Raw genomic sequence first — 13201 nt, 5'->3', positions numbered from 1 at the left:
CTCACATGATGAGCAGTCACATGCACCTGGTTTACAAGTACAGTCAAGTCCGCTGTTGCATTGACAATTTGACATAAATTATCACCACTTTTCTATAGATAAAGTGAATTGCTCCCCTTTATCTAAATTAATTATAACAAGCACCTTATTAAAAAGTACAAAAAGTTTTACATTAGAGATTTTATAAATTAGAGAAAAAAAAATAACAAGAATTCTTGTTATTCCATTAATCCAGCTTCATACAAACGTTTGAAATGACCTGTTTGGTGTCTTAATTCATCAAAAGTACCAACTTGTGCTATTCCTTCATCTCTTGCTAAAACTATAATTTGATCACAGTTTTTAATAGTGCTTAAACGGTGAGCAATAGTCACTGATGTACGTCCTTTCATAAGTTTATCAAGTTCTGCTTGGATTTCTGCTTCCACAATGTTGTCAAGAGCACTAGTGGCCTCATCAAGAATTAAGAGTTGAGGATCTTTTAAGATCATTCGAGCAATGACAAGTCTTTGTTTTTGCCCTCCACTTAACATAAAACCACGTTCTCCAAGAATGGTTTGATAACCATCTGGTCAAGATAAAACTAAGTTATCCAATTCAGCTTTTTTAGCAGCTGCAATTGCTTCTTCATCAGTTGCATCAAATCTACCATACTTAATGTTATCTAAAACATTTCCATATAAAATTTGAGGTTCTTGTTCAACATAGCCCACTTTATCTAAGTAACTTGATAGGTGAATATCTTTTAAGTCTGTGGTACCATTAATTAAAACTCGACCTTGACTTGGATCATAAAATCTTAATAGCAATTTAGCTACTGTTGATTTTCCAGCCCCAGTTTCACCAACAAAAGCATAACTTTTTCCTTTTTTGAAGACAAAATCAAATTTTGGTAAAATTAGTTTTTCAGGTTTTTCTGGATATCTAAATTCAACATTTTCAAACTTAATGTCCCCACTAATATCATTAATTTCAATTCCTTCATTTGGTCCATAATGTGAATCAAATCTAGGTTTTGCTTTAATAACTTCATCAACTCTAGCAGCTGAAGTTGAAGCTTGAACTAATCCCCCAACAACTCTAGTAAGTTGCATAATTGGACTGACCATTGTTCCCACACCACTAATAAATGATGATAAAGTTACTGCTAAAAATGATGGGTCATCATTGTAAATTAAGGCTCCAGCAATCACAATTACCATTTGAATTGAGGAAATTCCTGCCACCAATAATGTAATGATAATTGATTGGGCTGTAATCATTTTTACAGATTTTTTATAATAGTCTTTATGAATTTCTATAAAACGCTCTGTTTCATAACTTTCTGTTCCACTAGCTTTAATTAAACGAACAGTAGCAATTCTATCAGTGACATCTCCATTGATTTCAGTGATTGATTTTCTAACTTTAAAGGCAAGTTTTCTCATAATTCCAAATGAACCAAAGATTACTACCAGAATTACCACCATTAAGACTAGAACTACTAAAGTTAAGTTGACATCAATTGTAAACATCATTCCTAATGAACCAAAGAAGGTAAAGAAGGCTGACATCATTGCAATTGGAACTTGTTGAGCTTGATCTCCAATAATTTGAGTATCTGAAACAATTTTAGTTAAGATTTCTCCAATTTTTTTATCAGAATAGTAACTCATATCTTGTTTAACTAATTTTTCAAGTGATTTATTTCTTAACTCAATTTCAATATCTTTCCCCATGATTCCAGCAACATAATTTGATAAAAATGTACTTACTGCAGTTAAACCAAATAGGCCAAGTTGTAAATAAATTCAGTGCATTCAAGTTAATTTTAAACCAAATAGATTGGTTGCAAATTGTTTTGAATCACTTGATAACTGATTTATTAAATCTGTAGTATTAGTAAAAGTAACATCTGATCCAATGTAATAAAATCCACTACTAGTATCAGACAGGATTTGATTAATTTCAGTCACTGATAAACTAGTTTTCCCTTGTAAATCTAGTGCTAAAAAGATTTGCTTGATAGAAAGTGGTGCCATTAAATTTGCCATAATATTTTGAATAATTTTTGGTCCAAATACTGCAGCAGTTGCAGAAAGTGCTGTTAAAAAAACTATTCAAAATGCAGTCATTGGATGTCTTTTTAGATAGTGACCAATTATTGCAAAAAAAGTTGCATTTTTGCTTTTTTTCTTAAATTTAATATCTTTTTCATGAGTACCTGAGGAATTTGCTTCATTTATCTCAGTGTTTTCTCTTTTCATAATTTTCCCCCTTATATTTTTTTGACTATCAAAATTATTTTAGCACTTTTAACACTCATATTTTAGCTACTTTGTAAAATAAAAAAAATAGCTCAACCATTTTTATAACAAAAACACTGGATAAATCCAGTGTTTGCATACTCATCATTTACATGTCGGGAATAAAATGATTAGTTTAAAATTATAAGGCGTTAACCTTTTTACAAGCGTGATATTTCTATCACACTATTAATATAACACAGAATTTTTGGATTTTAAAAAATATCTGACATTTTTTATATTTTTTACATTGTTATCAAAACAAAAAAGGACTAAATGTTATCAAAACAAATTTGGACTTGATTATAATAATAAAGGAAATCAGGGAATAAAAATGAAAAGAAATTATAGAGGTAAAAGACAAATGAAAACCAACAAACATATACAAGATATTATTAGGGAGGCTGCTTTATCCAGGGATAAAGCAGCCAAAAGAGAACTTTTGATAAAAAGTGGTGGTAGTAGATCATGGTTTTATGATGCCATTAAAAAATACAAAGAAATTGGTGAGGCCTTCTTTATCCACAAAAATAAAAACAATAAGCATGCTCAAAAGCGAACCCATATGCAAGCACTAGAGATTAGCAGGATTTTTAGGGATGAGTACTTAAACTGTAATTTTAGGGATTTTATGCGCTATTTAAAAGCAGATAAAAGATATGACTATCAGTGGGTGAGTTATTCATATATTTACAATATTTTAAGATCTAAAAATCATTGCTCAAAACTGGCACATAAAAAAACTATCAAATTGTTAGCAAAAGAAGAAGAGTTGAAAAATAGACCTCAAAGTCTACTGGTTCCCTCCTCAGCTACAGAAAGAGCAAAAGAAAATATCCATATTGCAAGGCCAAGAACCCAAAGGCGTGGTCATGTTGTTGAAGCTGATGCTACATTTTGAAGATTCAGTGATGAGGAGATTTGGGCATTGCATGGTTATATTGATGAGGCAAGTGGAGAGGTTTTAGGATTATATTTTGATCATCAAGAAACTACTGAAGGTTATTTCAATGCTTTGAAACCGGTCTTAAAAAATTATGGGACTTTTGAAGTGCTAAGAACTGACAAACGCAGAACTTTTTGGAGTGAAAAAAAAGAATCTTCGCCCGAAGATTCTCGAATTCAGTTTGCATTTGTAGCTAAAAACTTAGGTATTGACATCCAATCATCAATTTCACCACAATTCAAACCAAGGATTGAAAGGCTCTGAAAAACCATTAAAGGTACAATCACTACCTTTATGGAACAAAATAAAGTCACAAATATTAATGAGGCCAATCTAGTCTTACCAAAATTTGTTGAGTATTTAAATAATCATGTTGTAACCCTTCAAAAAGATTTTACTACAAATTCATTCAAAAAATTTGAGGGAGATCTAAATATTATTTTGGGACACAAATCAATTAGAGTGGTTGCAAGAGATCTAACTGTTACCTATGAAAAGAAAAAGTACTTTATATGCAATTTCACAACACCATTAAATATACCTAGACGAGAGATTATGATAATTCAATGTTGTGATGGTAACCTTATCGCATCACTTGGTGATAACTATTATAGTATGATTGAATTTGATAATGAAATGCTCTACAAATCAAAAGTTGTTCTTGAAAATGAAGGAGTGAAACCTGAAGATATGCCACAAAAAATTAAAAACAACTCTGTCTGAGCTCAATCAAACTTTATCTTTTTTAAGAAAAAATACTCAAGTTGATATAAAAAGCACTCCTATTAAACTAGCAATTTATTAAAAGTTGTATTAAAATTACTAAAAGTCCAAATTTGTTTTGATAGCTACAAAAATATCTGACATTTTTTATATTTTTTATGTTTAATTCTATGCCTATTATCATATTAGTCTCAAATAAACCATACAATTCCAACTTTAAATGTTATCTTTGAATAATTTAGGGGCAAACCAAGTTATTTAATTTTTCGTGCAATTTTAAGTAGAAAATGCACACTTTATAATAAAAACAAAGACCTAATCTTTGTTTTTAAAACTATTTGTTTTGAATTGCTTCAACTCCAGGCAGTACTTTACCTTCCATAAACTCAAGTGAAGCTCCTCCACCAGTTGAGATATGAGTAAATTTATCTGCAAATCCTAATTGAATTGCTGCAGCAGCTGAGTCTCCCCCACCAATTAATGTAAAGGCATTGCCAAGGTTAGCAATTGCTTCACAAACTCCAACAGTTCCTTTTTTGAAATTTTCAAATTCAAAAACTCCCATGGGTCCATTTCAAGCCACTGTTTTTGCACCTTTTAATGTTTCTTTGAATAATTCAATTGATTTTGGACCAATATCTAGTCCCATAACATCATCATCAAGATCAACACCTGAATAAACTGGAGTTACATCTTTAAATTCAGTGGCATTTGCTGAGTCAACTGGCAAAATGATTTTCCCATTTGCTTTTTGTAAGTATTCTTTGGCAAGTTCAACTTTATCTTCTTCACATAAAGATTTACCAATTTTATGACCTTGTGCTTTAAAGAATGTATAAGCCATTCCTCCACCAATAATAATTTTATCAGCTTTGGTTAGAAGGTTATCAATCACTCCAATTTTGTCAGAAACTTTTGCTCCACCAATAATTGCTATAAATGGATGTTCTGGATTATCCACACCTTTTGCTAACATTTCTAATTCTTTTTGAACTAAAAATCCTACACAACTTTCAGCAATGTTTGAGGCAATCCCCACATTTGAAGCATGAGCTCTGTGAGCTGTCCCAAAGGCATCATTTACAAAAATGTCACCTAATCCTGCTCAATATTTACCTAACTCTGGGTTATTTTTTGATTCAAATTTAACAACTTCACCATCTTTAACATCTTCAAATCTAGTATTTTCAAAAAGAATAATTTCTTTTGGTTTCATTTCGTTAATTGCTTTTTCTAAAACTGCTCCTCTTGTTTCAGGAACAAATTTAACAGGTTGTCCTAGTACTTTTTCAAGTCTTTTGGCAACTGGTGCTAATGATTTCTTAGCTTTATCAGCTTCCTCTTTAATTCGACTTAGATGTGAAGATAAAATAACTTTGGCACCATTTTCAACTAAATGTTTAATTGTTGGCACTGCAGCCTTAATACGGTTATCATCTGTAATTAGCCCGTCCTTAATTGGGACATTGAAGTCTACTCTAACTAAAACTTTTTTATCAGATACTTGTACATCATTTAATGTTTTTTTCATTGTTTGCTCTCCTTTGTTTATCTATATTATTTTAAAACAATTTTTAACAAATAAACAGACATTTTAAAAAAAGGTGAGAACTAGTTTAATTTGCCTTGTAAAATAAAAACTTGCTAATTTTTTAGCAAGTTATCTTGTTTTTTGTGATTTTCAATTACAAAATGTAAGTAATCAAAAAAATTGTCAGGATGAGTTTTGTGAAATTTATAAATGTCTTCATCCTTAATTTTAATATTTCGATTAGGAACATAAAGTTTTTTTCAAGGAGTTTGCTCATGACAAATTTCTACAATGTCTCAAGTTTGCATTTTTAGCATAAACTCAATGATTTTTAAACATAAACTTTCAATATCAGCATCTTGATATTGGTTAGTAATATTTTGATCAAATTCTAATTTAACATTATGGGCTTTGAATTTTGTTTGAGTTTTTCATAAAACATAAATTACAGGACCTCAGCGTCAAGTTTCGAAGTCAATTTTAGCAATTGGTTTGACAAATAACAAGAAATAAGCATAAACTATGTAAATAATTTTTTGGATTTGGATTTGAGTAATTTTACAATTGACTCTCTTGTTTACTTGATAAATTAGATTTATTACATACTGTATAAAATCAGCTTTTAAATAAAAAAACATATTTTCACCTCAATAATATAATCGTAGGGAAAATATGTTTTTTGCACAAATTATAATGATAACATGTAATTAATTGTTCTAACGAATTGAGAAGTAAATGAATTTTCATTGTCATATCATGAAAATACTTTAACTAATTGTTTTCCTTCTACTTCCATAACTCTTGTTAAAGTTGAATCAAAGATTGATCCATAGATTGAACCAACAACATCCATTGAAACTATTGGTTGAGTGTTGTATTCTAATGCTTGACCTAATTCTTTGTCTTTTGTTACAGCATCTTTAACTGCTTTGTTAATTTCATCAACTGTAGTTTTTTTCTTTAATTCAAGTGTTAAGTCAACAATTGAACCAGTGATTGTTGGCACACGTAATGCTAAACCATCTAATTTTCCATTTAGTGAAGGTAAAACTTTACCAACTGCTGCTGCTGCTCCTGTTTTTGAAGGCACAATGTTTCATGCAGCTGCACGTCCTCTACGAACATCTGAGTGTGGTAAATCAAGTAAAGTTTGGTCATTTGTAACGGCATGGATTGTGTTCATTAATCCTTTTTCAATTCCAAATGATTCATCTAATACTTTTGCCATTGGTGCTAAACAGTTTGTTGTACATGAAGCTGCTGATACAATTTGATCAGCACTTGTTAAGTTTTTGTGGTTAACTCCAAATACAATTGTTTTTAAATCACCAGTTGCTGGTGCTGAAATAATAACTTTTTTTGCACCTGCTTTAATGTGAGCTTCTGATTTTTCTTTGTCTGTGTAGAAACCAGTACATTCAACAACTAGATCTACTCCTAATTTACCTCATGGTAAATCTGCAGCATTTCTCTCTGCATATACTTTAATTTCTTTTCCATCAACAACAATTGCATCATCTTTTGCACTGATTTTTCCTTTTAGGAATTTTCCATGTGCTGAATCAAATTCTAATAAATATGCTAATGTTGAAGGTTTTGTTAAATCGTTGATTGCAACGATTTCAATATCTTTTTGCAAGAATAATTGTCTAAATGCTAGACGTCCAATTCTTCCAAATCCGTTAATTGCGATTTTTTTCATAATTTTGACTATTTCCTTTCACTTTCTTATTATATTCCCAATAGTCCCTTTTTTACAATAAAATCAAGATAATTTTTTTTTCTTCTTTTTCCACAGCAAAAAAATTAGTGTGGAATATTTTCCACACTATTAGTAACGTTTGTTATAACCTTTAATTGTGACTTCTTTGGTTAAAGCTTTAATTCTTTCAACTAACCGTGCTGCTTTTAATTGTTCATCTTTAACATAATTGCTTAAAGCCTTTTTGTTAATGTAACTTTTTTCAAGTGCAGCTAGATCTTTGTTTGAAGAAAAGTAAGTGGTTTTTTTGTATTCCATCCTGTGATTTAAAATGCCAAATAAAATTTCATCTCGACTTCACTCTGAAACCGATTCAGCACCAATATCATCTAAAACTAGTAAATCTGCTTTTAGACATTTTTTTTCAAGTTGATAATAAGCAGATTGATCTTCTTTTGAGATTACTTCTTTAGCAACTTTTATTAGTTCATTGGCAGTTAAAAATACAACTGTTTTATTGTTAAAAGCATATGTGTTAGCAACACATTTTAATAGATAAGTTTTTCCTACTCCAAATTTCCCAGTGATATATAACCCTTTTCACTCTTTTTCATTTTCTAGATTTTTCTTTAACAAAGCTAAACTATTTCCATAAATTTCTTTTTTCTCATCATTTGATAAGTTTTTGTGTTCTTCTAGATAATCTGTAAAAGTTTGGGTAAAATCTAAAACGTTATAATTTGCATATAAAAAATTTCGAGTCAACAAGTAGTATTTATTGTCATGTAACCAGTGAGCACAATGATTAAAGCGAATATAAATGTATCCATTTTCATATGCCAAACGCTCTTCTTCGCCAGCAATTAATTGCTGGCAGTCACTCATTGGTCCAGGAGTGCATTTAATGTGGTTTTGTAAAAACTCTTCAATAATCATTAAATTATCATTGATTACTTCATCAGGGATGTGCTTTGAAGTTTTGATTTCAATTATTTTGTCTACAAATGGCGAAGTTTTATAGTCCATTATGAATTACCTCAAACTTCTATAAATGATTCTTCATCAATCACTTCACTTACCTTGTACCCATTTGGGTCTTGAGGTAGATTTCACAAATTAGCATCATTATTTGTTGGTGCAGCTGTTAAAATTGTACTTTTAAATTTAGGCTTGTTAGCATTTTTGACAGCTTCTTTTAAATAAACCATGGCTGCATCTGCAGTTTTTATGCTAAGTTCATTCATTGTGGCTGCAATTTTATACAAATAGTTTGGTACAACATTACCATTATTTTTATAATATGAAAAATCTAATAAACAATTGATTACAGAATTTCTCATTTTATAAACATCACGCAATTTTTTAATTAAGTTTTCTTTATCTTGATCTAGTAGACTTACATTCATTAATTGAGTTAAATAATCTTCAGGTTCTAGACTTTCAAATTCAAAAATTTTCATTTTTTGATTTGCAAACATATTGGCTTTTGGGTCAAATTTCATTGCTAAAGCAGTTACTTCTGCATTTTGAATTTCAGAACTTAAATGAGCATACAGCAACTCTTCATCAATTCTTAATGTGTTTTTATTATAAGCTTCAATAACAGTTTTTAAAATCTTATCAACTGGTACTTTATACAAAGTATAAACTTCTTCAATCAATTTCATAGTTTTATCATTTTTCTTCATGATAATATTGCTTTTTTCAAGTTCACAAGTAATTGTTGCTCAATCTAACTCTTTAACACATGGATTTGATTTTTTTGGTTTTGATTTAATACCTTTGGGGATAACTGCAACTTCTAAATCTTGAACATTGGTAAAGACATCAGAAATACTGGTTACTCTTTTAATGTAACCTTGTTCATCAAGAAGATCACCTTCATCTTTAAAAATAAAACGAGCAATATCAAAGTCATCTTTTGATGTGTTTTTCAACAATAAGGCACTAAAAATTTTATTGGCAAAAAAATCACTTGGTTCTAAGGGAGCATAAACATTATAAATTTTATGCTGTTTTTTATTGTTTTGAAGAATTTCTAATAAATTAAGTGCTTCTAGCTTTTTACATTGTTTATCTAAAGCATCCTCAGAATAACCAAGGTTTTTTAAAATTCTCTCTTCAGTAATTTTCATATTACGCAGTTCTTTGATGCTTTCATATTCATATGCTAAAAATTGATATAAAGCCATGGCCTTAGCACCAATAATTGGTAAATATAAATAAGTTAATACTTTTTGATCAAGCGCTGAAATTGAGTTTTTTAAAACTACTTTATAAACATATTTTTCCATTATGGTGTATCTCCTTGGTTGATTTCTCTTCTTAGTATTAATGATATTAAAAATAATCTCAGTTTGATATAAAAAGAATTACTTTTAAAAAAAATTGATAAATTTGTTAGTTAAAGTTATAAAAAAACACCATAAACAAAGGTGTTTTATGAGTTTTCCACATATAAGAATTTAAAACTGACATTTTGGACAATAATATGTTCCTCGACCATTAACCTTAATTTTGACAATTTTACTTCCACATAAATAACAATTTTGACCTGCTCTAGTGTGGACTTGTAATTCTCTTTGAAAACGTCCATCAACTCCTTGTTCAGATTGGTAGGAATTAATGGTTGTGCCTCCATATTCAATTGCTTTTTTCAAGATTAAAGTGGCATTCTGAGCTATTTGAGTGTACTCACTCAAGTCAAGTTGATTACCTAACTTTAAAGGGTTTATTTTAGAAGCAAATAAAATTTCATCAGCATAAATATTACCAATTCCTGCTACTAAAGTTTGATCTAGCAGTAGGGTTTTAATGTGTCTTGCAGATTTTTGCATTTTTGCTTGTAAATATTCCCCATTTACCTTTGAGTCCAAAGGTTCTAAGGCTACTTTATTAATTGGATCAATAGTTTTATAAGTCTCTTGATCTTGGTAATGGAAAGTACCAAATTTTCTGACATCATGAAAAGCTAAGATTTTATCATGACTTAAAGTAAATACTGCCAAATGATGTGGAGATTCAAAAAAGTTTGCTTTGTTAAAAACAAATCACTTGCCTGTCATTCTCAAATGGCTGATTAAAACTTTATCTTGTAGTTCAAAAATAATGTTTTTCCCAATTCTTTCAATCCCAGCAATGGTTCTACCTACAATATCTTTTCTGAATTCAGGAATATCAATATTTCCCTTGATAAATTTGTTTAGATAAACTTTAACATCAAGAATCTGTTCCCCAAGAATTTTAGTTCTTAAAATTCTGACAACAGTTTCAACTTCTGGTAATTCTGGCATAACTTCACCTCTATTTTAATTCAAATCAGTTGGTTCCAACTGATCCATTTACTTCTAATGGCACTTTTGCTTGGCGAGCAATTTTGATAATTTCAAATAATCTATTATAAGAATTATCCATCATTTCTTTAATAATTGCTTGATATTTTTCAATCTCACTAGTTTTGACTTTAATTATTAATTCATCATGAATTTGAGCCACAAGTCTTGCAGTTGAATCATTCTTTAACAACCAATTATGAACATCAATCATAGCAATTTTAATAATATCTGCTGCAGTACCTTGAATTGGAGCATTAATAGCAGCCCTTTTACCAAATTCACGCAACATATAATTGCTACTTTGCAATTCATAAATGTAGCGACGACGATTTGCTAGTGTTTTCACATAACCATTGTTCATTCCAAATTCAACAATTTGTTTTTTGTATGTTTCCACACTTGGGAAAGTTTTGTTATAAGCATCAATGTACTTTTGAGCGTCAAGGTGAGAAATTTTTAAATCTTTAGCTAAACCATATTTTGTAAGTCCATACAAAATTCCGAAGTTAAATACTTTAGCAATTCTTCTTTGTTCAGATGTAACTTTTACTGATGTTGGTAAATCAAAAATGTTTCTAGCAGCAAGTTCATGAATATCAACTCCTGAATTATAAGCTTCAATTAAAACTTTTTCATCTGCGAAATCTGCTAAAACACGCAATTCAATTTGTGAATAATCATAACTTAAGAAAGTGTAACCTGGTTCAACAATAAAGATTTTACGAACTTGTTTTTGATCAGGGTCACGCACAGAAATATTTTGTAAATTTGGATCTTGAGAACTTAATCGCCCTGTGTTGGTTAAAGTTTGATTATAAATCGTATGCACTTTATTATCAAAGAAAATAAATTTTTCAAATCCTTTTAAATATGTTGAATATAATTTTTGGTACTTTCTAATTTGTTGTAAAACTTCAACAATTGGGTGCAGACCCAACAATTCATCCAGCACCTCTTTGTCTGTACTACCTTTTTTGTTATCGGGTAATTTCAATTTATCAAACAAAAGTTCTTTTAATTGTTTTGGTGAAGCAAAATTTATCAATTCAAATCCAGCATCGTGAACAATTTTACTAGCTTGTTGTTCTAAATTATTTAATTGTTCTAAAATATTTTGTGACTGACTTTTCAACTCTTGGCGATCAATTAAAACTCCTTCTTGTTCCATTGCTAAAAGAGCAAAACATAAAGGTAGTTCAATTTCTTGATAAAGTTCAAACTGTTCTGATTCATGTAGTTTTTTGATAATTTCGGTCTCCAACTGTTTTATTGCCAAAGCATGATTAATTAGATATTGGTTTCTAATATCTTTATTAATTTGTTTAGTTTTTTTAACACCTTTGCCGAAAATCTCATCAAAAGTTTTAATCTCAATGCTTGAGTCAATTAAATTTAAATGTGATTCAAAGTTTGATTTAACATTTGAATTTAAAACATAAGCTGCAATCATCATGTCATAAGTAAATTGCTCAGTCTTAATTTTATATCCTAAATCTTGTAAACAATATAAAGTTTTTTTCAAATCATAACTTTTGAATTTTTTAGTTAGTAAAAATTTTTGAAACTCTTCATCAACAATATTTTCTTGTCAATTGAAAATATTTTTTTCACTCATATAATCAAAAATATAAACAAAGTTACCTTTTGAATTAACAATTCCCATTCCAATCAAGTCAGGGTGATGATAATTTTCATCAAGTGTTTCTAAATAAATATAATTTTCTTCATCACTAAATTGTGCTTCTCATTTTGAAATTGTTGTGATTTCGATTTTAACTTCTTCAACCTGAGTTTCATAACCATATTTTTTAATAAATGAGTTCATTTCATATTTTAAGAAAAAATCTTTTAAGTCTTCAAAGTTGATTTGAGTATCTCGAAGTGTATAAGTTAAACCAGGAACATCTAAGTGAATTGTGGCAATCTCTTTTGAAAGATAAGCATTATCTTTGCCATCAATTAATTTTTGTTTTTTAGCACCTTTGACTTGTTCAATATTTGCATAAATTCCATCAAGATCTTTAAATTCTTGTAGTAATTCTTTGGCTCCCTTTTCACCAATTCCACTAACTCCCTTGATGTTATCTGATGAGTCGCCTCGTAAACCCTTATAGTCAATTACTTGTTCAGGAGCAATTCCTCATTTTTCAAAAAGTCGAACTTTATCATAAACTAGTAAGTCACTTGTTCCAGTTTGAGGAGCCAATACAAAAACATTGTCTGCAATTAATTGGTACATGTCCTGGTCACTTGTTAAAATGTGAATTTCATTTTCAAGATCATTTTTTAATTGGTCTGACATTGTTCCGATGATATCATCTGCTTCATAGTTTTCAATTTCATACCAGTCAATTTTTGCACTAGTTAAAAACTCTCTAACAATTGGAAATTGTGTAATTAGTTCAGGAGGAGTTTTTGCTCTACCAGCTTTATAATCATCAAGTTTATCATGACGAAAGGTTTTTTTACCTAAATCAAAAGCCACTTTAATATCATAGTAATTATTTTGTTTAATGATATTAAACAGCATATTGATAAATGAATAAACTGCATTGGTGGGAGTACCATCTCTTGTGGTTAAATTAGTACGTCCATAAGAACTATAAAAAGCTCGAAAAATTAAAGCATTACCATCAACTAATAATATTTTTTTTGTCATACACTTCTCCTTGTTTTAAA

9 protein-coding genes are annotated in these 13201 nt (G+C 29.6%); 1 reads left to right on the top strand and 8 read right to left on the bottom strand.

Features of this window, described 5'->3' with window-relative positions; all coding sequences use genetic code 4:
• Positions 1–218: 218 nt before the first annotated feature.
• Positions 219–2246 carry an ABC transporter ATP-binding protein gene (locus tag SCLAR_RS01545; protein ID WP_100254196.1) on the bottom strand — a complete coding sequence of 676 codons (2028 nt, stop codon included), beginning with the start codon at positions 2244–2246 and terminating at the stop codon, positions 219–221.
• Between the two features lie 373 nt (positions 2247–2619).
• Between SCLAR_RS01545 and SCLAR_RS01540 the strand changes: the two genes are divergently transcribed.
• Positions 2620–4020, top strand: a complete 1401-nt coding sequence (locus tag SCLAR_RS01540; RefSeq protein WP_100254164.1) for a DDE-type integrase/transposase/recombinase — start codon at positions 2620–2622, stop codon at positions 4018–4020.
• A 268-nt stretch (positions 4021–4288) separates the two neighbouring features.
• On the opposite strand, the gene SCLAR_RS01535 is transcribed toward SCLAR_RS01540, so the two are convergent.
• The 7 genes from SCLAR_RS01535 to polA form a co-directional block, all read right to left on the bottom strand.
• Entirely contained in the window at positions 4289–5485 is a 1197-nt protein-coding gene (locus tag SCLAR_RS01535; RefSeq protein WP_100254195.1) for a phosphoglycerate kinase, read from the bottom strand.
• Positions 5486–5598: 113 nt separating this feature from the next.
• A complete protein-coding gene (locus tag SCLAR_RS01530; RefSeq protein WP_100254194.1) occupies positions 5599–6123 on the bottom strand; it encodes a type II toxin-antitoxin system antitoxin SocA domain-containing protein in 525 nt (174 codons plus the stop codon).
• 50 nt (positions 6124–6173) lie between these two features.
• A complete protein-coding gene (gene gap / locus SCLAR_RS01525) occupies positions 6174–7190 on the bottom strand; it encodes a type I glyceraldehyde-3-phosphate dehydrogenase (RefSeq protein WP_100255213.1) in 1017 nt (338 codons plus the stop codon).
• A gap of 126 nt (positions 7191–7316) precedes the next feature.
• Positions 7317–8213, bottom strand: a complete 897-nt coding sequence (locus SCLAR_RS01520) for a DnaA ATPase domain-containing protein (protein WP_100254193.1) — start codon at positions 8211–8213, stop codon at positions 7317–7319.
• Positions 8213–9481, bottom strand: coding sequence for a DnaD domain protein (locus SCLAR_RS01515; protein ID WP_100254192.1), 1269 nt, complete (start codon positions 9479–9481; stop codon positions 8213–8215). The genes SCLAR_RS01520 and SCLAR_RS01515 overlap by 1 nt, the downstream gene beginning before the upstream one ends.
• Positions 9482–9652: 171 nt before the next feature.
• Complete coding sequence (gene mutM / locus SCLAR_RS01510) at positions 9653–10480, bottom strand: DNA-formamidopyrimidine glycosylase (protein WP_100254191.1); 828 nt, start codon at positions 10478–10480, stop codon at positions 9653–9655.
• Positions 10481–10490: 10 nt separating this feature from the next.
• Positions 10491–13181, bottom strand: a complete 2691-nt coding sequence (polA, locus tag SCLAR_RS01505) for a DNA polymerase I (protein WP_100254190.1) — start codon at positions 13179–13181, stop codon at positions 10491–10493.
• Between the last annotated feature and the right edge of the window lie 20 nt (positions 13182–13201).

This window comes from Spiroplasma clarkii, assembly GCF_002795265.1.
Lineage (GTDB): Bacteria > Bacillota_I > Bacilli_A > Mycoplasmatales > Mycoplasmataceae > Spiroplasma_A > Spiroplasma_A clarkii.
This window is presented reverse-complemented; position numbering and strand designations above follow the sequence as displayed.